Source organism: Methylosarcina fibrata AML-C10 (assembly GCF_000372865.1).
Classification (GTDB): Bacteria; Pseudomonadota; Gammaproteobacteria; order Methylococcales; family Methylomonadaceae; genus Methylosarcina; species Methylosarcina fibrata.
In genome coordinates, this window is record NZ_KB889965.1 from 1150918 (window position 1) to 1172066 (window position 21149).

Genomic DNA, 21149 nt, shown 5'->3' on the forward strand with positions numbered 1-21149 from the left:
CATGGACCGTTATCTTTTTCACCTGCTGCTGTCTTGCTGTCTGCTGCTGGGAACAGCCGTGGCCGTCAACGGACTGGCCGACCCCTACGGCATCTTCGGTACGCCGCTGCTCAAGGGCATCAACGAAACTAAACCCGCCGTGGCCACGAACCGCCGGATATTCAAGATGGTCGGCTACGCGCGTCAAAAAATGGATGCGCTGATTCTGGGCACGTCCCGGGCCGACGCCGGCTTGAGTCCAAAGCATGAAGGCTTTCTCGGGCAAAGGGCCGTCAATCTGGCGACTCCGGCGCAGACCAACGCCGAGACCGAGCTGATTTTCAAATTCGTTGCGGAGCGTTCCGATCTTAAGACCGCGGTCGTCGGCCTGGATTTTTTTGCCTCCAACGCCTGGTTAACCGCCCCGGACGATTTCACGCCGGATAATTTCGCTGCCGACCGAAAGTGGCAATTGCTGCTTTCGTTCGATACGTTGCTGGCCAGCGGGAAGTCCCTTTTTCGACCCGGCAAGCCTCCGATCAGGCCGGATCAGACACGAGAAAACAAACCGAAAAAATACTCCAGACAGGCTTTTCTGGCTTCGGAAAAAAGTTACATGTGGGGCGGCACCTATCTGCCGAGCCCGGAGTGCCGGTATGCTTTCGAAGCCGACCGCATGGAACGGGGAAAGCGTTACCGGAGCGATCCTCTCTCGGCTCTGCGCGCGATCATCGCGCTGGCCCATCGGCGGCACGTCAAGCTCTATCTGTTCATTTCCCCGTCGCACGCCCGGCAATGGGAAGTCCTGGGCGCGGTCGGCTTGTGGAGCCGATGGGAGGAATGGAAACGAAGACTGGTCCGGATCAATCGGGAAGAAGCCGAGCGGTTCGAACAGGCGCCGTTTCCGTTATGGGATTTCAGCGGCTACCACAGCGTATCGACCGAAGACTTGCCTGAAGCCGGCAGCCGGGCGGGGATGTTGGGCTATATTGATTCATCTCATTACCAACCCGCCGTCGGCGATCTGGTATTGGACCGATTGTTTAATCTGAAAGCGACCGGGAGGGCTCTGCCCGGCGATTTCGGAGTGAACCTGACTCCGACGACTGTCGAGCCTCATCTTGCCGCCCTTCGGCAGGCTCGGGAGCACTATCGGCAAAGCCATCCGGCCGACATTGCCGAAATCGAGGCCATGGCCTTGCAGGCGAAACGGGAAAGCTCCTGCAAGGAAGACGGAGCCGATCTTGTCGCGCTGAAAAAACAATAATCGTTCAAGCGCCGGTACCGTTGCCGTTGCCGTTGCCGCAAGACAATCATGATTGATCAATTCCATCTCTTGTCCAGAAAATTTAGAAGCTCCTTTTCGCCAAATCTGGTAAATTTTCCTTTCCGTAGTCTATTAGTAAAACCCTCGTTATTTTCCGGAAATCAACATGCGAGCATTCAATAATCCATTAAAATACCCTCTGGCTTTGCTTCTTTTCGGCAGTCTGCTTTCCGCAGCGCCCGCCATGGCGGCCACGGACATCGAAGCACAGGAAGGTTTCGCCAAAGCGCGATCCAGCCGGCAGCCAACCGCAACCGACCACTCGGCGCATCAAAACCATGCCGATAGCAGCCAGGAATTTCACGGCATTTTTTACGGCTATCTGCCCTGCGACGATTGCGCCGGGGTTAAGACGACCTTGTCTCTGAAACAAAAGAACAGTTATCTCCTGGTGACCCAGCCGGCACGAGAATCTTCTCGCGAATTTTACGAAAGAGGCAAATACGATTGGGACGACGAAAAACGCACCGTCGTATTAACGCCAACCAAAGGAGGAACGAAACCGCGGCGTTTTCATATCGAAGACGAAGGAACGCTCATCCAGTTGAATGAAGACGGCAGCCGGATCAGCCGGGATGCGGGCCGCTATATTTTGCGCAGCAGCGATACCTACAAGTCGCGCGAAGTGCACATTCACTAACATCTTTGCTGCTCAAACAATTGATTTACGGCGGTATCTGCCTGATGGGCTTGTCCGGCTGCGCTACGTTTAAAACGCTGGATACGGATCTTCCGTTAAACGAGCGCCTATTTGTTTATAGCGGAACCCGCCTGGACTGGGCGGCCGTGACCGGCGACGAGATCGCGCTCAAAAAATACAAGATCGAACCGCCGGAATACCCGTTGGTCGATCTGCCGTTGAGCTTCGCTTTGGATTCGATGTTCTTGCCGCTGGCGGTTTGCGCGGAGATTTTTCACTGACGTTCAGCGAAGAAAACGCGGGTCCTCGGCGGGGCTGTGGATTTTAAGTCTCGTTGCCGTCCTTTTGCCATCGGCAAAACCACTCCGTTAATTCGTGCGTCTCGCCCAGACCTTGCAGACGGCGGTCGACGGCGTCCTGGTTGCCCCACACCACGTCGGACCAGGCGCCTTCGGCCACGCGGGACTCGATATCCTTGCAGTAAAGCCCCAGCCCGCGCTGAACGTAGAACCCATAGGTGCGGCAAGCAACCGGGCGATGGGCATAAACCCGGCAGCTTCCCGCCGAGCGGTCCAACAGCGGGCAGACGATGGGACGCACCGACTGCCCGGCGAGAGCGGCGATGTCCCGGCCGATCTCCCGAAGCAGCTCCGAAGGCAACGCGGCCAGCCCTTCCTTCAGCCATTCCCATTCCGCCGAAGTCAGCCGAGGCACTTCGGCAAGCCGCCGGCAACAGCCGTCGCAGCCCATGCGGCATAGCCAATCGCGGTGGTTATCCCGAATGGCCCGCACGCGCGTTTCAATATCGGCGTGGAGCTGGACGAGCGGGCTTATCTGGAGATCGGATGAAGTCATGTCAAAGTATTATAAAGCAAGCGAAAGTTTCTGTCGTTTAGCCTTTAACTTTGCTCAATGTGCTCCGGCCTGTCGGCTTATCGATTCCCTTGTCCCCAATTTCCCCTGGGCCGGGCTCTTGGTTCTTTCTTTGTTGCCGCTCTGATCACTTGCACGAGCGGCGCACTGGTGACCGAGGCATTATTGGCGTCGCCGCTGTACACGGCGGTGATGCTGTGGCTGCCGATTTTCAGGCGCGACGTCGAAAGCCTTGCCACTCCGCCGATCAGCGGGACGGAACCGAGGCTTTTCGTGCCTTTCAGAAACCGGACCGATCCTGTGGGACTGTTGCCGGTCACCGTTGCGGTAAAGGTCACCCGTTGCCCGCGCAGCGAGGGATTGGCGCTGGATTCAAGCGCGATGGGGCTGTCGATTAATCGAAAGAAGGTACCTCCTCCGTATTGGCCGCCGCTGGACGTAATACCATAAATGTTGCCGTCATTGCCCTTAAACAGACCAGCGCCCGGGTTGCCTCCGTTAGCTTGGCCGTCAAAATCGTAGACAATACTAAAATTATCGGAAGTGTCGAGCTTGAATATCGTCCCTGCGTCATTGCTGCCGCCACCCAAGGTGGTGCCGTAAAAATTGCCGTCGTCGGTCTGGATTAAGCCGTAAGAAGGGTTCGCACCGCCGCTGTCTCCATCAAAGTTGTGCAGTACGCTAAAATTCCCGGACAGGTCAAGTTTGAATACTTTTCCGAAACCCAGACTGCCTCCATGATATGTAGTACCGTACAGATTACTATCGCCGCCTTGGATCAGCCCGGCGGCATAACCATAACTGCCATCATCACCAAACGAGTAGAGGACGCTCATAATCCCGGACGAATCGAGCTTGATTACGGTCCCGTACCAGACGTAATTTCCTCCGAAAGTATTAATGCCATAGAAGCTACTAGTCAGTCACGAAGAAACACAAGGATACAGGCGAGCCAGTTTACGTCGTGCCTGTTGCGTCGTAAATCGCCAATTGACGGGCGTCGCCTTGGTGTTGCGCGGTAGGATATTGGCTTCGACCTCACGCCGGAGGCTCTCTGTGTCCGGTATCCGCTGTGATAAACACATGTTCGACAAGACGGCCAGTTCGATCTCAGCGATGTTTAGCCAACTGCCATGCTTGGGCGTGTAGTGGAACTCCAGCCGTCGCGCCAATTCACGGGCTTGCTCTGCTGGAAAGGCTTCATACAAAGACGCCATTTTATGGGTATTCAGATTGTCCAGCACCACCCGGATCACCGCCGCGTCCGGATAAAGTTCAGCGATATGCTTCATGCTGTGCGCGAATTCGATTTTGGTCCGCCGCGCGGTGATGTCCACCTGCCGAAAACCGCGTTTAGGTTCGCAGATCATCATCAAATCGCAGACGCCTTTCCGTTCATAGCCGGTGTCATAGCGGGCCGGTTGACCGGGCTCAGGCGGGAGAGGTTGGCGGACTTCCGCAATGAGTTGCTTCGGACTTTCGTCGAAACACACAACCGGGCGCAACGGATCGTAGGGTTCTTCATAAAGGTCCAGCACGTCTTCCATCGCCGCGACAAATTCAGCACTCACCTCGGGAATGCACCACTCTTGCTTCTGCCAGGGTTTGAGAGTGTTTTTTTAAAAGCTGACGGATGGTTTCATAGCTGCAACGGTCGGCATACGCTAATTCCACCACTTTGTCCGCCAACAACCGCAAGGTCCAGTGATCATGCCCTGTCGGCGCCTCACTACAAGCCAAGGCGATAATATGGGCGGCCTGCTTCTCCGTCAGTTTTGGGGCACGTCCTGGACGGGGGCGTTCTTTCAGGGCGGCTTCCGGGCCTTCTTCCACACACCGTTGGCGCGTCGTCAACACCATTGATTCCGAGACACCCAAAGCTTGGATAATGTCTTTATCCTGAATACCCGCTGCCGCTTTTAATAAAATTCGCGCGCGTGTCAGATGGCGTGCCGCGGCTTTTCCTTTGTTGATCATGGCTTCCAAGCCACGCTTTTCGTCTTCAGTCAGATTGACTTTGTATTTAAGAGCTGGCATTGCTTGACCTCAATCAGTAACCATCAATGCCACTATAGAGTGACTTACAAGCCCAATATATCCTTTTGATTTAAATTGACTGACTACTACCATCACTTCCCTGAAACATTCCTGATTTGATATATCCTCCCAAATTCGGCCAAAACTCTTGTAGAACGTTAAAATTCCCGGACGGATCGATTTTGAAAAATGTTCCGCCACCGTTACCGCCACCACCCGCAGTAGTCCCGTAAAAAAGGCCATCATGTCCCTGAATTAGATTGGTGGGACCTGAGCCGTCTGTAGAATCGAACGAATGCAGAATGCTGAAACTCCCCGACGGATCCAGTTTAAAAATCGTTCCGAAGCCGTTACTGCCGCCTCGTTCTGTAGTTCCGTAAAAACTAGCGTCCGTCCCCTGGATTAAATTAGACGGATTGGCGGAGGACAAATCTTCGGTTGCCTCAAATTCGTACAAGATATCGGTATTTCCGGCCGCGTCCAGTTTGAACAGCGTTCCGAAACCGATGCCTCCATCCCAAGTAGTTCCATAAAAATTGCCGTCACTGCCCTGGATCAGCTTGACCCCACTTCCCATGGCTTTATCGAAGGTATGCAGAAGGGTAAAATTTCCCGACCCATCGAGCTTGAACACCGTTCCTGTACTGTTGCTGCCTCCGTCATTCGTAGTCCCGTAGAAGCTGCCGTCATTCGCCTGAATTACGCCATAAGGCCATGCGCCGCGCTCATAGTCGAACTCATGCAGTACGCTGAAGTTCCCTGCCGAGTCAAGCTCAAAGACCGTTCCGAAACCACTAATGCCACCTGTCATAGTGGTGCCGTAAAAATGACCGTCCGGTCCTTGAGTTAGACTGGAAGGTGCTGAGTTGATCCCATAATCAAAAGAATGGAGGATGCTAAAATCCCCGGAGGCATCGAGCTTGTAAATCGTGCCGCCGTATCCGCCGTTGGTCGCACCATAGAAACTGCCGTCGCTGCCCTGGATTAACCCTGTATTAGGGTTGGCGACTCCGGTGGCCCCATCGAATTCGTAGCGGATGCTAAAGTCTCCTGACGGATCAAGCTTGAAGATCGTCCCATCGTCTTGAATACCTCCGGAACCGGTGGTGCCATAGAAACTGCCGTCACTTGCCTGAACCAATTCTGCATAAGGAAATGCGCCATCAGTTCCGTTGAACTCGTGTAGTACGCTGAAGTTCCCTGCCGAGTCAAGCCCAAAGACTGTTCCGAAACCGCTTATGCCACCGGTCATAGTGGTGCCATAGAAATAGCCGTCGCTGCCCTGAATCAGCGATGCATAGGGATTGGCGCCGCCGCCGTCTCCGTCGAACTCATGTATAACGATGAAATTTTTGGACGAGTTGATCTTAAACACGATTCCGGCATTGCTGCCGCCACCGGCATAAGTCGTGCCGTAGAAATAACCATCCCTAGCCAGTAGTAAGCCTGCATAGGGATTAGCCCCGCCGCCGGCTCCGTCGAATTCGTGCAGGACGCTAAAATTGCCGGATGAATCAATTTTGAAGACCGTTCCGGCACCATTGCTTCCTCCGTAATACGTAGTGCCATAATAATTACCTTCCGGATCCTCAATCAGCTTTCCGTAAGGGGTGCCTTCCCGTTTCCCCATGGACTGGATTAATTGAAATTCAACCGATGCCGCCGCAGTGTGTGATACAGACCAACCCAACAAGGTCAGCCAGGCCAGCAGCACAACAATAGAATTGCGGATAAAAAAATAAGTTTTCATGTTGACCTCGATTCACTGGTGGGTTTGTACCGTAATCGGATTGAGCTTTTATTGTTGTAACCCGACCTTCCCCATTGTTCTATCCATTCCATTCCGCCGCGCCTCGATGACGCGGCGGAACAGTCCGTAGCAGGAAACGCCGGCCCGGATCAACGGCCGACGCGAATCAATATTCTGCCGACGCTTTTACTGCCTCCAAAATAAGTCATGCCGTACAAATTGCCGGAGGCATCCTGAAGCAGCTTGCCGTAGGGCGATCCATCCAGCTTGCCCACCGACTGGATTAACTGAAATTCGGTGGCCGCCACGGCGCCGACCAGCAATAGCATGCCGAGCAGAACCAGCATGCTCAGCAGCCAGGTGACCATCACATGAATGAATTCAAATGATCTCATGCTCTCCCCCATGATTGATTATTTTTGGGTTCTTTTATCAGAATGTCCGTTCCTTAATCATTTAGTCGAAGGCATGCCTTCGAACCGGAAAGCCAAACCCGGCAAGTCCTCTCCCCGCATCGGACTTTTGTATGGTCCCTTCGCCTCTACCTGCTGAAGAGCCCCTCGCTTTTATCGATCGCGAACCGGGCCAATTCCAAAGTAATGGCCGGAAGAACCACCACGACGATAAACAGCAGAAACATGCCCAAGATGGCCATTCGCCAAATCGCTATTTGAATCGAGATCATGCGGCCTCCTCGACTAGGAACGAGGTTTGCCGACAACTCGCCGGTCAATACCTCAATGTAATAAATGTAATATTTGCTGGTTGTTCCATAGCCATTCGAATGGCTTGATGGATCATCCTGTCACATGGTTGACAATGAATTTCAACCACGGCAGCAGACTACCTGTCATAACCTTACAGATAGGTTACAGATTGGGATATTTTTATCGGAATGAGGACGAAGGATAAAAAGAAACCCAGCGCATCAAGGAGATGCGATGGGTATCCGTTAATGTTTAATTCAGCTATAAGCCAGGAACGCTTGAGACTGATTGTCAATTCCCCACGATCTTTGTCACAAAGGCCTCATAGCTCCCTCCGCCATCCACCTGCAACAGTTATCAGACAAATTCCCATCCAACTTCAGACCAGAAACGTAAACCTCATTTTATAATCTCCACAGTATGGCCTTTGCTCTGACTTATAGTGTTGTCTGAGGGAATTTTAGAGAAAAATGATCCCGTGATAAAAGACTCGCTCAAAGACGCAGGCGCATTTTTTTCATCCCATGAAACATTTTGTTTGAATGAACCATAGTCATAGTGATCCTTTCCGGAAGAAGAATAAGCCTGATCGATTAATGCTTCCGCATTAATATTAAATGTAACAGTATCGGAAAAGTCAGTGGTAGGAGACATTTCCCCCCAATAGAATCCCGTTATCGGGATCGATCCTGAAGCGGTAACCTTTTCTGGGAAGCTGCCCGCTTTCGATGCGTTAAATTCAATGGCTGTTGTCTCACCCCAAAAGTAATAAAAATAGCCTCCGTCAGAAATGTAACCGTTTATATAAGCGCCGCTTGAGCCGCCCTTAACCGACTTGCTCTTGGAAGCGTTTTCAAAAACTGATAAATGTAGCCAATAAGGAACCTCGTTTATTACTCCCGAAGATGAAGCATAGACAGCCGCGCCTTGGCCGGAAAAGACAGAGGTCTCCGCCACTGTGATGAAAGGAGAAAAAACAGCGATGGTCAGGCCCAAAGCGGCGAAAATGAATTTCATGGTTGTTTTCATAATGGTCACCCCTAAATCTTGTTTTTCAACTGATTACCAAAACATATCGATATCCACAATCAAAGCTCTAAGCCAACATTATTTGGTAATTTCCACACTATGAGATTTGCTCTTACCTACCTCACCAAAGGTATAACTGGCGGTGTCAGTATTGAGGGTGTCGAATCGGCTGGTGACGGATAAATCGTTAAAAACGGCAGGAGCGAAAGTTTGATTGTAATGAGCATTTTGCTTGAGTGTCCCATAGTCGGACTTGCGCGTTCCTGACCAATTAACCACCTGATCCGTCACTGCTTCCGCATCTACGCTAAACTGTACTGTATCCTCATAGGAATCGTAATCGCAAATAACATCATAACAGAAGGGATACCATGTTCCCGGAATTGATCCAGAAGCGGTAACCTTTTCTGGGAAGCCGCCTGTTTTTGTTGCGTTAAATTCAATAGTCGTTGTCTCCCCCCAAAAGTAATAAAAATAATCTTCATCAAAAATGTAACCCTCTATATAAGCGCCGCTTGAGCTGCCTTTGGCCGATTTGCTCTTAGAAGCATTTTCGAAAGCTCTAATTCTTATACTGTAATTGACACCGTCGGATACAGAAGCAGCTACATACGCTTCTTTACCTGAAAAAACGGAATTAGCTGCCCCTGCGATTAACGGCATAGAGATAGAGGCGATCATGCTGCAAGTGGCGCAAATAGATTTCATGGTTGTGTTCATGATTATCACTCCTCAACTTTATTTTCAACGGATAATAAGCAATTACGGCCGGCTACCAATTGTTAAGTGATAAGTAATATCCTGAGTCTCTCCCGCCCGGAAATGCAGCACGTGCTCGCCGGGATTGAGAGGCGGCAGCATTACCCAGAAGCCGTCGGAAACGATCGGGTAGCCGGTCAGGCCGTTCGGATCCAGGCCGAAGACGTTATCAACCGGGAAATTGGCCGTGAACACCGGCGATTGACTTCTTACGATCGGTGTGTCGGGATTGAAAATAATCGGTTGTCCATCCAAAGTCGCTTCGAGATCGCCTCCAATTGACGGCGGGAGAGTATCGTTTGCAAACTGTCGGTACTCGGTTTCGGTGTGCGGATCGTCCCAGGCAGAATTGATCCAGAAGGAGTTGACGATCGGAAACAAAATGTACTTCCCTTTGGGAACAATGCAGTTACGGTCGGCGGTGCCGCCGGTAAAAACGCCCGCCAGGAACCAGGCCGGACCTGTTTGATTCACATCACAAAAAGCCCCGGTAGTATCCAGCATGGGGTTAACCGAGGCCGGAATGGCAAGAGCCCACTGCCACCATTTGGCCGACCATTCTCCTACCGTCTTACCCAGAACGGTGGGCGTCGAGTACGCAAACGCTATCGAAGGTGCCATTAGGGCGCCGACAAGCAATCCTGCAAAGAGTTTGTGTGTGTTGGTGAAAAGATGTTTTTTGAACATGGTAGCCCCCTGTTTAGTCAATAGTTATCAACGCCTGACACCAAGTCTGGTCTGCCTGGCGCCGGTCGATTCTCTACGGCTTTTTCGCCAACCCTACGGGTCGAGGTTGATTGCTTTCAGCCGCAGAGGTAGGCTACCGGGTATAACCTTACAGATAGGTTACAGATTGGAAGATTTTTTTCAGTCAATGCTGGACGAACACCCACCGAAGGCGTTCATGGAAATCAGCAAGGTAGGGTACGCACCGCGTACCAGGAATTCGATCCCTCTGCCCGTTTTGAGAAGGTACGCGGTGCGTACCCTACTCGCTGTCGATCAGTTTTTGATAAAGATTTTGCGTTTCGGCGGTCGGGCTGATGCCCAGGTGGGTCAGCAGCACCCGGCGGCAGCGCTGATAGACGGCCAGCGCTTCGGCGCGCCGGCCCAGTTGAGCCTGGCAGATCATCAGCCGGCGGTAAAAGCTTTCCGCCGCCGGTTCGATTTCGACGACCCGATGGTAGCAATCGAGGGCGGCCGGCCAGTCTTCTTCCTGTTCCAGCAGCGAGCCGAGGCGCTCCGACAGTTTCAGAAAATGGCTGCGCAGGCGTTCCCGAAAGGCCAAGGCCCAGGCGGCGGTTTCGCCTTCCAGAAAATGCCCGCGGTAGCGGTTCAGGGCGGCTTGCAGCGTCTTCCTGTCGCCCTGTTCCGGAGCGTGGGCGATGCGGTCGAACGCCAAGGCGTCGACCCAGACCCAATGAGGATCGAGCGACAAGCGGCGGTCTTCCAGCCGAACCGAGTGGTCGTGTTTTAACAGCGTACGGAGGCGGTGCAGCGTGGTGTTCAGCGCCTGGTCGGCGGCATCGCCCAGCGCGTCCGGCCAGAGCAGGTCGGTCACCCGGCTCTGATGCACCGAGGAGCCGCCGAAAGCGCAGAGCAGCTTGATCAGCTCCAGCGGTTTGTTTTGCGCTTTCCGGGTCGAGCGGAGCGGCTGGCCGTCGCACTGGATTTCGAAGCGCCCCAGCGTATAAATGCGCACCGGCCACGGCCAGCGGTCCGACGCCGTGGCCGGATCGGGGGGCGGAAACCGGTAGCGGCGAATCATGAACTGCACCAGCTCTACCTCGATGCCGGCTTCGAGCGCGCGATGGTATAAGGGAGCCAAATAGGCCGGTCCGCCTAAATCGTAGAAAGGTCCGCCCATGGCGCGGCTCAACGCCAGGGCCTCGGCAAGACGGGCCAATCCGAGCGGTTCCTGCCCCGTTTGAAAAGCCTCGCTCGCTTCCGTTACCAGACAGAAATTTTCGAGCAGGCTGCTGTTCATGGCCCGGGCAATTGTTCTGGCCTGGTTCAGATGTTTCCACGCCGCCTCCGGCTGGCCCAGACGAAACAGTGCCCGCGCCTAAACGATGCGGCACCAGGCTTCGGGAAACGGCGTGCCGGATTTTTCCGTCATGGCAACGGCGGTGCGCCCTTGTTCGGCCGCCTCGGGCCAGTTGCCCCGCTGTCCGGCGATATTCGAACGCAGAAGATACAAGAATGAGCTATAGACATTGCTATGCTTCGGCCAACTGCCCCGGCTGGCATCCAAGACCGCTTCGGCTTGGGCGACGTCGCCACTGACCAGAAAAAATTGCACCAGGGAGGAATAAAACTGAAAATCCCATAAATGCAGACCGGTACGCTCCGCCATGGCCGTCGCCTTACCGACACACCCCCGTAAAGCTTCCGGATCGCCAAGACTTAGATGAAAAAATCCTTGCCCAAAAATCTGCCAAACGATGTAACAAAGAGGTGAAAGCGCAGGCGAATCCGAATAAGCATTCAGCCGATCGCTGATCAAGCGGATTTTATGAAAATCGCCTTGCCAGCCTGCATGGACGATAAGATAAGTACCCAACCCCATCGACTGGTCGAGACGATTAACCGGATCGAGCAAATCGGGAGCCCCTTCCTTCCAGTCCTGTACTAAGGAATCCTGAGGTCTGCGCATACAGACGGTACCAAAGGCGCCGGCGGTGCGCCGTTCGATGTCGGGGGAAGGATAGTCCGGAAACCGCCGCCGCAGCCGTTTGAACTCCTCGATCCAGGGATCTACTGGATAGAAGTCGTCGAATTCGTTGAAATAGCTTTCCATGAGGCCGGACCAGGAGGAATACAGCCCGGCCGCATCGTCCTGCTTGTCAAACGTGAAATAAGCCCGTTCGAACAGTTTTCGCGCCTCGACCGGGTTGAGCGGCGACCTCGCCATGCCTTGCCAGAACCGCAGCCAGGGATTCTCGTCAAACGCAGCCGGAAGGGTACCGATCCACTGATCCAGCGTCCGGTTCCGCCCCGCCGCGAGCAGCGAAGGGGCTTCCCGGAGGATCAGTCCGGCCAGGGCTTCCCAGGCTTCCGCTTCACCGTAGAGCATCGCGGCCCGGTCGGCCTGTCCCGCTTCGGCCAGCACGTCCCCTGCCCGCTGCTTCAACCGCCGCCATGCGTCCGGTTCGAACAGATCCCGTGCCCGGTCGAGTAAAAAGGCGCGGAATAGTCCGTGAAATTCATAGACCGGCTCGCCCTCCCCGCGCTGAACCACGAAACAGTTGCGCCGGTGCAGATCGGCCAGCACCGCCGCAACTTCCGATTCATCGGTCAATTGCTGTAGCTGAGGCAGCGCCATCACCGGCAACAAGGCGGCGCACGCCAAGCCGCTCCGCACTGCCAAAGAAAAATGCCCGAACAGCTCGTTGCTGAAGTAGTCGAACAGCAACTGCCGATTTTCGCTCTCTGCCTGCGCATCAGGGAAGTGTTCTTGCTGCTGGGCAAGCAAAAACATGAAGCCGGCGATCCAGCCCTGGGATTGCTTCAGCGCCTCAGCCACTCGTTCGTCCTCGAACGGGACGGCATGGTGCGATTGCCTTGCCTTCGCGAAGGCCCAGGCTTCTTCGGCGGTCAGATTGAGCTCGTCGCCGCGCAGGACCGCCAGATCGCCGTGCAAGCGGAGCCTCGCAAAGACCGGCGGCGGCTGCGTCCGGCTCAAAATCATCAGTCCGACGTCGGCAGGAAGCGACATGGCCAGGTCCCGGACCACCTCGTGCAGCAACCCCTCGGCGGGAACCTGCTCGTAATTGTCCAGGACGATCAGGGCCGGCCTTTTCAGCCGTTCGGCGATGGCTTCGGCGTACAGGCGGACGAAGGCGGTCAATCCCGGCAGATACTCCGGAGTCAACAGCGGCAGGGTTTGACGGCTGCGGGGCGCTATTTGTTCGAGGGCCTGCCGCCAATGGAGAAAGAAACCGGCAAGATCGGCATCGCCGGCGTCGAGCTGATACCAGAGATGATCGAGCGCATTCTCCGCCAGATAATGGCTGGCCAGCGTCGTCTTGCCGGAGCCTGGAGGTCCGACCAGCCAAAGGATGCGGCTATGCCGAAGCCGGTCAAGCCGTTGAAACAGGCGCGGACGCAAAACCGGATGGTTGGCCCCAGGCGAAACGAATTTGGTCGAGAGAAAAGTTCTGTTCGAAGTATGCTTCATGACTTTGGCTCAATAAGGTCGGTCCGGCTAGGACTGTTTAAAAATCCAGTTGAAAACCGCCGTAAACCGCAATACCGGGCATGTCGGTGCTGTAGATCTGCGCGATGCGGGTGTTCGTAAGATTCTCCCCGCGCAGATAGATCTCGGCTCGGCGCGTGACCGCATAACGGATCGAGGCGTTAATCTGAACCGAATCAGCCACTGGAAGCGTGTTGCCGGTATCGTTCCAGGTCGAACTGCGCACGACGGCCTCGGTCCACAAAGTCACCGGAAGTTGCGCCAGTTTCTGCTTTCCCCAAATCCGCGTGGTGTGGGGCGGCCGGAACGGCAGGCGTTTGTCGGTGGTTAAATCGCGGCTGTCGCTGTACGTGTAGCTGAGCCCCGTCTCCAGACGATCGGTCCAGGCGTATTGCGCATTCCATTCCATGCCTGCGACGTCGGCGTCGGCCACATTGATGGAGATGGGACCCCGGTATGGTTCATAAGCCAGTGTAATGAGGTCGTCGAAACGCTGGTAGAAACCGTTAACGGCAACCTGCATGCCGGTTACCGGACGCCATTCGATACCCAGGCTGCCGCTGGCCGAACGTTCGGGCGTCAAATGGGGGTTGCTGAAGAACAAAAACAGCAGTTCTGTGTAACTGGGCAGGCGGTAGCCGGTTCCGCCCGAAGCGCGCAACGTCAAACCGGGCTTCATGCGCCATGCCGCTGCGGCTTTGAATAAAGGGCGGTCGCCGTAGCGATCGAAATGCTCCATGCGCATGCCGACTTCTCCGCTGAGATTGCCGTACTGGCCTTGAGTATCGATAAAACCTGCGGCCAGCGTCCTTTCTTGATTAAAGCTTGCGGGTATCATCTGATTGAAGCCTAAAGATGACGAGGTTCCCTGTTCCTGCCGGGCCTCCCCTCCCCAGACGACATGCCATCGAATTTTCTTCCGGGTCTCTTCGACGAGGGTGTGTTGATTACGCCAGTTGGCTAAAAAAAGCCGGGTCAACATGGTGTTCTGCAAAGGGCCTGTATTCACATCCGTCGCCAATTGAGTAAAGCCCAGTTGCAAGCGGCTATTCCAATCGGACGATACCCGATAATTCAGGCTGCTCTGGGTCAGCCAGGTTTCTTCCTTGGCATGACTATGGCTGTCGTCCTGTAAAGCGATCCGGCCCTGATCGTCGATGCCGAATTTGTCGGTACCGATGCCGGAGTTCCGGTACAACATCGACCCCTGCCAGTTCAGACGCGCCGTGAGATCGGACGAAAAGCGCAGGATGCCCTGGGTAAAATGCGAAGGCTCGCGCTCCGGATTGCCGGCGGCATTGGCCAGATGGGCGCCGTCGAAGGCATCGCCCCGACTCAGCGTTGCGGTCAGCCGGCCTGCGTTTCCGGCAAGGCCGCCTTGCAGAGTTTCCCGAAGAATGCCGAAGCTGCCGCCTTCCACGGAAAGCCTGCCGCCAGTTTCCAGGCGTTCTTGAGTGTAAAGGCGAAGCGCTCCACCCAGGGACTGGAACGGATAATAGGCGGCTCCGGGTCCCCGTTCGATTTCCGCCCGCCCGATGGCCTCGACGGGCAAGGTATCCAGATTGAAAAATCCGGGAATCGACAGCAGCAATGGAACATCGTCCAGAGTGATTAGCCCCTGCCCTCCGGCGCCGCGTATGTATAACGATCCGACTTGTCCGAAACCTCCGATTTTGTTCGAAGTCAATCCGGAAAAGCCTTGCAGAACGTCGGTCATACTGCGTTCATGAGCGACGGCAAGTTCTTCTTCCTCCAGGATTTCGGGATCATTGACGAGCTGTTCCAGCGGTGCCGGAGCTGGAGTTACCGTCAAGGCAGGCAGATATTCCAGAGCGCTAGCCGTTCGAATGGGAACGTAAAAAATAATGCCGATCAGGAAAAATAGCCATGAATTTCTTGAAAACCAAGGCGTCCTCATAAATTACCCCAGCGAAAATTTATAATTATTGTAGTGCTGGCCGTTGTGATTCGGCACGGATACATCCGATTACCGCCTTTGCCTCCGGGCCTTTTCGCCTCAAGAAAAAGTATAGTAGCCAAACTGTAGCACCGGCAGTATATCAAGCGCTGAAGATATTGCCTATTCTTGGCCGAGAGTTGTACGGCTGAGAGAAAAGCTATCGGGAATATTGAGCAAATATGCAACTATTTTTTGAGGTGATCGTCAATCTTTATACATGGGTCCGTTTTTAAACGATCGGAAGCTCCGGTTGACCATCAGAAAAAACCGGGGAAATCATGCCGCTTCAATAAAGGGATGGATTGGGCAGATTCCTCCTCTCGGCATGACACGTTTCGGATAAAGTAACAGGTCTTTTTCAGATATTTTGGAGTATCAGAGTCCGGGGTTCATCATGCTCAATCAAATCAAATTGATTCTGAAATATTTTCTTGTCGGTATACTGGCGATCATTCCGGCAGTGATCGTTATTCAGGTTCTACTATTATTAGCAGTTCTTCTCAGGGGTTTTTATCGCTATATTTACGACTATTTCGACAGCACTTTTCTTACTCTTATGGCATTGACGAGTTTTTTTGCTGCCATTACTTATATCGGCTATCGCATCTCCAGGTTCGAACGGGTAAAAATGCTGCATCAGATAGAGCGATTGTTCAACAGCATTCCGATGATCCGGACGATTTACCGGATTAGCAAGAAACTGGCCAATCTGCTGGGCGGCAAGGAAAAGAGCATGGTCAAGGAAATCGTCATGATCGAGTATCCGAAAGAAGGCATATGGACGCCGGCCTATGTCACCAACAAGGCGGGCGACATGCTGATCGTCTACGTGCCTACCTCTCCCAATCCCACTTCGGGATTTACCGTCGCCGTGCATCGTTCGAAGGTCCGACCTTCGGTGATGGACCTGGAAGCGGTGACCAGTTTCATCGTCAGCGTCGGCGTTGATCTGAGTCAGAAAGAGGAATTCGAAAGGCTCGCCGATTTGAATCCGGCCGGCAATAAATAAAAAAGCCCGGCTTGGGGCCGGGCTTTTTTTGTCGAACAGATACGGCGTTTTCATTATCCGAAGATAAATTTCATGAGGTCCAGTGAAGTCAGGAAGGCTATTCCCAACTGTCCTCGCCGCTGTCCGAAACATCACCGTCATTATTTTTATCCCAATTGCGCACTCCGGTGTGGGTTAATTGAAGAAACCCGTCGCCGGCTTGGGCATTGATCGGCGTGGCTATCAACGTATAGGAACTGCCGTCCGCATCGTCAATGGTCAAATCGTAATACTTGGTCGCACCGTCGATCGGACTTTGCGCAGGATAGATCGAAGGAGAACCGGAGTCGCTGTTGCCCCCATCGCCGCAGGTATCGGAGCCTCCGGCTCCGGCGGCATTGCAATAGCTGTTGGTTTCGGTGTAGCGCCGTTCCATGGCGTTGGCCAATCCCAATAAAGCCACGGTGGCATCGGCTCTTCTGGATTTTTTCACATGATTGACATAGCTGGGATAGGCGATACCGGCAAGAATGCCCACGATGGCAACGGCTATCATCAGCTCGATCAAAGTAAAGCCTTTCATCTTTTGTAATGTCATTTTTTGTTTTCCTTTATCAGCGTAGCTGTCTCCAGGAGATGCGCTTGCCCGAGAGCACGCCTCCGCCACCACCGCCGCCGCTGTCGTCGGTAGGCGCCGATTCTTTCACCGTCATCATACCGCTGTTACTGCCGCTGGCGTATTTGCAATCCAGGCCTTTTTCGCAGGATATGATCGCCGGCGTTTTAATGATGCCCACGGTGGATTTCAAACCGGAAGCGGCTACCGGCGAACCATCCAATGAAACAAGATCGGCATCATTGACTCGGCCGTCTCCGTTCAGATCGAACGGCGTTCCGCCCAAGCGAGACCCGGTGTGCTGATCCAGTTCCATCAGCCAGCTCGTTCCTCCCGGAGAGCAGGTGGTGGTGATTGGAATCAGGGTGGTAAAGATCACCCGGTCGTTGCGCAGCACCGGCGTGCTGACGGCACGTTCGCCTTGGCCTACGCCTCCCGGCGGGACTAGATCCAGAAACCATCCTTTCCTATGAGTATTGGCGGTGCACGGCGCGGTTGTAGTGCTGGGAACCGTGCCGTCATAGCTCACTTCGCATTGAGAAGTCACACGGATATCGCCGGAAGTCGTACTTCCGTCGGAAAGGGTAATGGTACCCGTGCTGCCTTCGAATTCAATGGCTTGCTCCTGGAGCTGACTGCGCCCTGAAACCACACCGTTGCAGCCGTCGGAGCTGGTTTTATCGCAAACGTCCCAGATCGCGTAAAAAGACTGGATCTGGGGATTCGCCGGGACGACATTGTCGTTTGTTTGAAAATATGCGCCGGTTCCGAAATAGATCATGACGCCCGAGGTCTGCCCGGTCCCCTTCGCCTTGCTGACCGCCGGTTTGGCGGTAATCGGCTGCCTTTCGGGAGGCGTTGCATTATCTTCGGCGATGAACAAAGGCTGTCCGCCGTATGCGACGCCCCAATCGGACACCAGATTGCTGCTCACATCGAATTTCCATAGATTGCCGTTGAGATCGCCCGCATAGATATAGTCAACGATATAGTCCTCGTCAGTATCGATGGCTACCGGGCTGGAAAGACCGTTGCTGCCGCCGGTTGCCGCCGTGATCTTCTTGATCAGGGTGCCGGTTTTGATGTCGAAAATATACAGGACGGCATTGCCTGTCGTGCTGTGATAACCGTTGGCGACAATGGCCGCCCATTGGCCGTTGGCCATGCGCACGACGCTGGCTTGGGTCATGGTATAACCCAAATCGGCATCTTCCCGGCTGGAATATTCCCATAGCACCTTATTCGCATCAAACTGATCCGGGTCGGTGATATCCAGGGCAAAGACACTTCGGCCTCCTGTGCCCGAAGCCATCCCCGTCGGCCCCGAGACCGCGGTTGTGCTGCCTGCGCCCATGCTGCCGACCAACACGGTATGCCAGGCTCCGTCATAATACACATCGCCTGCTTGCGGAGAGCCGTCGACAAGGTATTTATGCGTATAATTGGGATTCGTTAGCGTAGTCATCTCGGCAGAGATCGCGGCATTGGGAACAAAAGCGAAAATCTCCTTGCCGCCTTCGGCAGTCAGCCCCGCATCGAAGCCGTGCAGCATGCCGTCGTTTGCCCCGATATAAATCATAGACCTGCGGGAAACGCCGATAAAGGCCGAGTAACTCGAACCTTCCGCGCCGGGAAGAGCCCGGTAGCCTTTATCTTCCTGGGATATGTACAGAGGATCGGAGTTGACTATGTCTCCCAAGGAATTCGTGCGATTGCGGTATTCGCCGCCATTCGCCACGGTATCGTCGTTGGAGCCGCGCAGATAATCGAGAACCGGACTGCTTGACGATGCGGCATGCGCGGAATCCAGGACCGTCTTTTGGGTATTGTTCAAATGACTCCAGAGAAACTCGATTCCTTTGCCGGAAGTCGCGGCTTGAGGATTATAAGTATAAATATCGCGAGCTATCGCCGGAGGAATACCGGTCGCGGAATCCCATTGCTCGCTGCCGATATCGCCGGCGTCGATTTTGCCGTTGCCGTTGACGTCCTCTCCCGAATCCAGTTCGCCATTGCCGTTGGTGTCTTCGGTCGTCAACCTGAACGCAAGAATATGGCCGCCCCAGTCGGTACTGTTGAAAGTCGCCTGATAAATCAGCGTGTCGGTTTGAAACTGCGTGGAATTGGTGGCCACCGACGAGGACGAAGCCGACTGTTCGGTAATGGTGTTGAACGCGCTGACAAGGCTGGCGCTGAGCTCCGAGGCGCTGCCGGCAAAATAGAATTTGCCGCCGCCCTGAACGGCAGCGTCCTTGAGCAGCGGATTGACGCCGGGAAGCGTGGGATTGATCGCATCGTCGGCCATACCGATCGTGTAGGTCGTGACGTTGTTTTTCAACCCGTTCGTTTTGGTCAGGTCCGGCCTCAGATCCATCTCGTAGAGGGCTTGCGTGACATCGTCGAAATAGTCGGTGCCGTTGCTCGACTCGTAGGTGTAACCCGGCTTTTTGTCGTACGACCCGCACGCCGGCGAAGCGCTAATACAATCCCCGTCGTAATCCTGAAGATAAGTGCTGATGGTTTTATCCTGAGTCGGCTGACCGTCGGTGATCATTACGGAAAAGCTTTTCTGGCAACTGTATTCAATGGGCGGCGTGGAATAGGTAGGTTCGCCTGCAATGGTGGTCCGGCCGGTCCAGTTAGTGCCGTCATCGAGATTTTTCGGAAAAACGGAACTGACCGATTGCGAGGATTCATTGCTTTGATCCGGATGCAAGGTCAGGCTGCCCGTATAGCCGGTCGCGAAATAACGGCCGATGTCTGCCGCAGTTTCCGCCAGTGGGGTCCAACTGGTGGCGGTCAAGGCACTGATTCGGTTTTTGATATTGCTTTTTTTAGTATCGGTCAGGTCGTCTATGACTTCTAACAGCTTGCCGCCTTTGGTGTCGTCAGGGCTGGAAGTAGTCACGCCGAATGTAGCCAAACCAAGGCGAACGTCATCGTTGAGCGAATCAACCAGCGAAGCCGCTGCGTCTTTGGCGATTTGAAGCCGGGTTTGAGTGGTTCCTTTTTTGACCAGCTCGTTATTGTAGTACCAGTTGAGATAATTGGCCCGCTCGGCATCGGTATCGGCGTCGGCAGGCACGGAAACGCCGGAAACCGTATAGGCTAAATTATCGGCAAAACACAGAGTCCCTGTTGTTTTGTCACTTCCGCTGCCGGTTACGTTACCGAAAAAATCGGTCGGAATCGTGGCATTGTAGGTTTTCGGCGTTGCTACGGTTACTGTGCACTGGCTTTTCTTCTTACTCCAGTTACCTCCGGCCGCTTCGCACTTTGTTTTGGTATTGAGGGAAGAATCGACTTTTGAAGTGGGAGTAGTGGCCGCCAGAGCATTCGTATTGCAATTGACGGTTGATAAATAATGTATTGCCGGATCGTAAGCCGTTCCCTCGGCAGTGATCGTCACGTTTTCCTTCATCGACCCGGAATTGTCCACCATCAGCAGGACGTTGGGTTTTACCGTCGTGGTCAGAAACAGCGGCGTTTGCGCCACCGTGCCCGCTTCCGCGAGGGTATTGGAGAACAGCAAACACAGCGTAAGAGTAAGGATCGGAGAACCGGAATCGGATTGGCAGTTTCTATGGGTATGTTTCATACGGTCTCCACGATGTGATCAGTTTTTACGGCTTTAGGCTTCGCAGTATAAAAGACGAAATATGTCAAAGTTAAAATAACGTCTTCATGGGTTATGAGCCGGTTGGTTAGTCGATTAACGATGACTGAAGCGTGTGTTCACGGCGTTTCAATGATCGACTGAACCATGACGATCGAATTGATCGAACCGCCCGTGGCTCGTGCGGTAATTCGGTAACGCTTGCCGCACGAGGCGGCGCAAGGCCCCATATACTCGATGATGTAACGGGGATGGTCGCTCAAAGCCGTCAGATCGATCGTGCCGGCATTATCATCATTATCGAATTTGACGAATTTGCCGTTGGTGGTCCAGGTTGCCGAGTTATCCCAAACCGGAGTGGTTTCCTTGGTGCCGTCGCAATTCTGGTCTAACGGCAAATAATAACCGTCGGGATTCGTGCCGGGACAGGTGATTATGGGCGTGGCTGTGGCGGCAGCTATCTCGCCGGCAACCAGGGCCGATTCCGCAGCCTGAAAAGCCAGGTTGCGGTCGCGCATGTTGCCGGCCATTTTTTCTTCCAAAGACGTTACCGACATGCCTGTGGTGCCGATCAAGGTCAGCAGCAACAGCATGATCAGGCTGATGGCCAGAACCGCGCCGGATTGTTTTTTCGCGAAAACACAGCCGAATTTCATAAGCCGCGGCTCCC

At 54.1% G+C, this 21149-nt stretch carries 19 protein-coding genes; 4 read left to right on the forward strand and 15 right to left on the reverse strand.

Features of this window, described 5'->3' with window-relative positions; genetic code table 11:
* Position 1 precedes the first annotated feature (1 nt).
* From A3OW_RS0105585 to A3OW_RS0105595, 3 genes are all read left to right on the forward strand, one after another.
* On the forward strand, positions 2-1246 hold the full coding sequence (locus A3OW_RS0105585) for a hypothetical protein (protein ID WP_020562443.1): 1245 nt from the start codon (positions 2-4) through the stop codon (positions 1244-1246).
* 166 nt (positions 1247-1412) lie between these two features.
* Entirely contained in the window at positions 1413-1946 is a 534-nt protein-coding gene (locus A3OW_RS0105590; protein ID WP_020562444.1) for a copper resistance protein NlpE, read from the forward strand.
* A gap of 5 nt (positions 1947-1951) precedes the next feature.
* A complete protein-coding gene (locus A3OW_RS0105595; protein WP_020562445.1) occupies positions 1952-2227 on the forward strand; it encodes a YceK/YidQ family lipoprotein in 276 nt (91 codons plus the stop codon).
* A 43-nt stretch (positions 2228-2270) separates the two neighbouring features.
* On the opposite strand, the gene A3OW_RS0105600 is transcribed toward A3OW_RS0105595, so the two are convergent.
* The 12 genes from A3OW_RS0105600 to A3OW_RS0105660 all read right to left on the reverse strand — a co-directional run bounded on the left by A3OW_RS0105600 (position 2271) and on the right by A3OW_RS0105660 (position 15217).
* Positions 2271-2801 (reverse strand): YkgJ family cysteine cluster protein, encoded by a 531-nt coding sequence (locus A3OW_RS0105600; RefSeq protein ID WP_020562446.1) that lies wholly within the window; start codon positions 2799-2801, stop codon positions 2271-2273.
* Between the two features lie 77 nt (positions 2802-2878).
* Positions 2879-3742 carry a choice-of-anchor tandem repeat GloVer-containing protein gene (locus tag A3OW_RS0105605; RefSeq protein ID WP_332309821.1) on the reverse strand — a complete coding sequence of 288 codons (864 nt, stop codon included), beginning with the start codon at positions 3740-3742 and terminating at the stop codon, positions 2879-2881.
* Positions 3743-4856, reverse strand: a protein-coding gene (locus A3OW_RS26925) for an IS630 family transposase (protein WP_085984322.1) whose coding sequence is annotated in 2 segments (ribosomal slippage) — positions 3743-4430 and positions 4429-4856 — 1116 coding nt in all. Because the reading frame shifts where the segments join, the coding sequence is not laid out codon by codon here.
* Positions 4857-4926: 70 nt separating this feature from the next.
* Positions 4927-6606 carry a choice-of-anchor tandem repeat GloVer-containing protein gene (locus A3OW_RS0105620; protein WP_020562448.1) on the reverse strand — a complete coding sequence of 560 codons (1680 nt, stop codon included), beginning with the start codon at positions 6604-6606 and terminating at the stop codon, positions 4927-4929.
* A 149-nt stretch (positions 6607-6755) separates the two neighbouring features.
* Positions 6756-7001: a hypothetical protein gene (locus tag A3OW_RS0105625; RefSeq protein WP_157385798.1), complete on the reverse strand. Its 246-nt coding sequence runs from the start codon at positions 6999-7001 to the stop codon at positions 6756-6758.
* A 146-nt stretch (positions 7002-7147) separates the two neighbouring features.
* The gene (locus A3OW_RS27650) at positions 7148-7291 is read right to left on the reverse strand and encodes a hypothetical protein (RefSeq protein WP_020562450.1); all 144 of its coding nucleotides are present in this window, start codon (positions 7289-7291) and stop codon (positions 7148-7150) included.
* A gap of 421 nt (positions 7292-7712) precedes the next feature.
* A complete protein-coding gene (locus A3OW_RS0105635) occupies positions 7713-8342 on the reverse strand; it encodes a hypothetical protein (protein ID WP_020562451.1) in 630 nt (209 codons plus the stop codon).
* A 78-nt stretch (positions 8343-8420) separates the two neighbouring features.
* Complete coding sequence (locus tag A3OW_RS0105640; RefSeq protein ID WP_020562452.1) at positions 8421-9062, reverse strand: hypothetical protein; 642 nt, start codon at positions 9060-9062, stop codon at positions 8421-8423.
* A gap of 42 nt (positions 9063-9104) precedes the next feature.
* Entirely contained in the window at positions 9105-9788 is a 684-nt protein-coding gene (locus A3OW_RS26270; RefSeq protein WP_020562453.1) for a hypothetical protein, read from the reverse strand.
* Positions 9789-10089: 301 nt separating this feature from the next.
* Positions 10090-11088: an AfsR/SARP family transcriptional regulator gene (locus A3OW_RS0105650; RefSeq protein WP_020562454.1), complete on the reverse strand. Its 999-nt coding sequence runs from the start codon at positions 11086-11088 to the stop codon at positions 10090-10092.
* Between the two features lie 78 nt (positions 11089-11166).
* Positions 11167-13281 carry a P-loop domain-containing protein gene (locus A3OW_RS0105655; RefSeq protein WP_020562455.1) on the reverse strand — a complete coding sequence of 705 codons (2115 nt, stop codon included), beginning with the start codon at positions 13279-13281 and terminating at the stop codon, positions 11167-11169.
* A 37-nt stretch (positions 13282-13318) separates the two neighbouring features.
* A complete protein-coding gene (locus tag A3OW_RS0105660) occupies positions 13319-15217 on the reverse strand; it encodes a TonB-dependent receptor plug domain-containing protein (RefSeq protein WP_020562456.1) in 1899 nt (632 codons plus the stop codon).
* 436 nt (positions 15218-15653) lie between these two features.
* Here A3OW_RS0105660 and A3OW_RS0105665 point away from each other — a divergent pair, with 436 nt between their 5' ends.
* Positions 15654-16268, forward strand: a complete 615-nt coding sequence (locus A3OW_RS0105665; RefSeq protein WP_020562457.1) for a DUF502 domain-containing protein — start codon at positions 15654-15656, stop codon at positions 16266-16268.
* Between the two features lie 97 nt (positions 16269-16365).
* Here A3OW_RS0105665 and A3OW_RS0105670 read toward each other — a convergent pair whose 3' ends face one another.
* The 3 genes from A3OW_RS0105670 to A3OW_RS0105680 all read right to left on the reverse strand — a co-directional run bounded on the left by A3OW_RS0105670 (position 16366) and on the right by A3OW_RS0105680 (position 21135).
* On the reverse strand, positions 16366-16845 hold the full coding sequence (locus tag A3OW_RS0105670) for a type IV pilin protein (protein ID WP_026223356.1): 480 nt from the start codon (positions 16843-16845) through the stop codon (positions 16366-16368).
* Between the two features lie 16 nt (positions 16846-16861).
* Positions 16862-20461 (reverse strand): pilus assembly protein, encoded by a 3600-nt coding sequence (locus tag A3OW_RS26275; protein WP_020562459.1) that lies wholly within the window; start codon positions 20459-20461, stop codon positions 16862-16864.
* A gap of 137 nt (positions 20462-20598) precedes the next feature.
* On the reverse strand, positions 20599-21135 hold the full coding sequence (locus tag A3OW_RS0105680; RefSeq protein ID WP_020562460.1) for a pilus assembly PilX family protein: 537 nt from the start codon (positions 21133-21135) through the stop codon (positions 20599-20601).
* Positions 21136-21149 lie beyond the last annotated feature (14 nt).

What these genes read in the sequence shown, in the direction of transcription:
- A3OW_RS0105585 (WP_020562443.1), top strand. Translation starts at nt 2, where the DNA reads ATGGACCGTTATCTTTTTCACCTGCTGCTGTCTTGCTGTCTGCTGCTG.
- A3OW_RS0105590 (WP_020562444.1), top strand. Translation starts at nt 1,413, where the DNA reads ATGCGAGCATTCAATAATCCATTAAAATACCCTCTGGCTTTGCTTCTT.
- A3OW_RS0105600 (WP_020562446.1), bottom strand. Translation starts at nt 2,801, where the DNA reads ATGACTTCATCCGATCTCCAGATAAGCCCGCTCGTCCAGCTCCACGCC.
- A3OW_RS0105620 (WP_020562448.1), bottom strand. Translation starts at nt 6,606, where the DNA reads ATGAAAACTTATTTTTTTATCCGCAATTCTATTGTTGTGCTGCTGGCC.
- A3OW_RS0105625 (WP_157385798.1), bottom strand. Translation starts at nt 7,001, where the DNA reads ATGAGATCATTTGAATTCATTCATGTGATGGTCACCTGGCTGCTGAGC.
- A3OW_RS27650 (WP_020562450.1), bottom strand. Translation starts at nt 7,291, where the DNA reads ATGATCTCGATTCAAATAGCGATTTGGCGAATGGCCATCTTGGGCATG.
- A3OW_RS0105635 (WP_020562451.1), bottom strand. Translation starts at nt 8,342, where the DNA reads ATGAAAACAACCATGAAATTCATTTTCGCCGCTTTGGGCCTGACCATC.
- A3OW_RS0105640 (WP_020562452.1), bottom strand. Translation starts at nt 9,062, where the DNA reads ATGAACACAACCATGAAATCTATTTGCGCCACTTGCAGCATGATCGCC.
- A3OW_RS26270 (WP_020562453.1), bottom strand. Translation starts at nt 9,788, where the DNA reads ATGTTCAAAAAACATCTTTTCACCAACACACACAAACTCTTTGCAGGA.
- A3OW_RS0105650 (WP_020562454.1), bottom strand. Translation starts at nt 11,088, where the DNA reads ATGAACAGCAGCCTGCTCGAAAATTTCTGTCTGGTAACGGAAGCGAGC.
- A3OW_RS0105655 (WP_020562455.1), bottom strand. Translation starts at nt 13,281, where the DNA reads ATGAAGCATACTTCGAACAGAACTTTTCTCTCGACCAAATTCGTTTCG.
- A3OW_RS0105660 (WP_020562456.1), bottom strand. Translation starts at nt 15,217, where the DNA reads ATGAGGACGCCTTGGTTTTCAAGAAATTCATGGCTATTTTTCCTGATC.
- A3OW_RS0105665 (WP_020562457.1), top strand. Translation starts at nt 15,654, where the DNA reads ATGCTCAATCAAATCAAATTGATTCTGAAATATTTTCTTGTCGGTATA.
- A3OW_RS0105670 (WP_026223356.1), bottom strand. Translation starts at nt 16,845, where the DNA reads ATGACATTACAAAAGATGAAAGGCTTTACTTTGATCGAGCTGATGATA.
- A3OW_RS26275 (WP_020562459.1), bottom strand. Translation starts at nt 20,461, where the DNA reads ATGAAACATACCCATAGAAACTGCCAATCCGATTCCGGTTCTCCGATC.
- A3OW_RS0105680 (WP_020562460.1), bottom strand. Translation starts at nt 21,135, where the DNA reads ATGAAATTCGGCTGTGTTTTCGCGAAAAAACAATCCGGCGCGGTTCTG.